This is a genomic window from Bacillus sp. HY001 (genome assembly GCF_007558965.1).
Lineage (GTDB): Bacteria > Bacillota > Bacilli > Bacillales > Bacillaceae_G > Bacillus_A > Bacillus_A mobilis.
Genome location: NZ_VLTE01000094.1, coordinates 1 through 666, shown reverse-complemented (window position 1 = coordinate 666; position 666 = coordinate 1). Strand labels below are relative to the sequence as shown.

The window sequence follows — 666 nt, the reverse complement described above, 5'->3', positions numbered from 1 at the left end:
TGTATTGAAATTCTAACCTACGGGTCTTATCGACCCGGGAGACAGTGTCAGGTGGGCAGTTTGACTGGGGCGGTCGCCTCCTAAAGTGTAACGGAGGCGCCCAAAGGTTCCCTCAGAATGGTTGGAAATCATTCGTAGAGTGCAAAGGCATAAGGGAGCTTGACTGCGAGACCTACAAGTCGAGCAGGGACGAAAGTCGGGCTTAGTGATCCGGTGGTTCCGCATGGAAGGGCCATCGCTCAACGGATAAAAGCTACCCCGGGGATAACAGGCTTATCTCCCCCAAGAGTCCACATCGACGGGGAGGTTTGGCACCTCGATGTCGGCTCATCGCATCCTGGGGCTGTAGTCGGTCCCAAGGGTTGGGCTGTTCGCCCATTAAAGCGGTACGCGAGCTGGGTTCAGAACGTCGTGAGACAGTTCGGTCCCTATCCGTCGTGGGCGTAGGAAATTTGAGAGGAGCTGTCCTTAGTACGAGAGGACCGGGATGGACGCACCGCTGGTGTACCAGTTGTTCTGCCAAGGGCATAGCTGGGTAGCTATGTGCGGAAGGGATAAGTGCTGAAAGCATCTAAGCATGAAGCCCCCCTCAAGATGAGATTTCCCATAGCGTAAGCTAGTAAGATCCCTGAAAGATGATCAGGTTGATAGGTTCGAGGTGGAAGC

1 rRNA gene is annotated in these 666 nt (G+C 54.5%); it reads left to right on the top strand.

From position 1 onward, the window contains the following. Positions 1-666 (top strand): 23S ribosomal RNA (locus FOT98_RS27495); the annotation flags it as partial.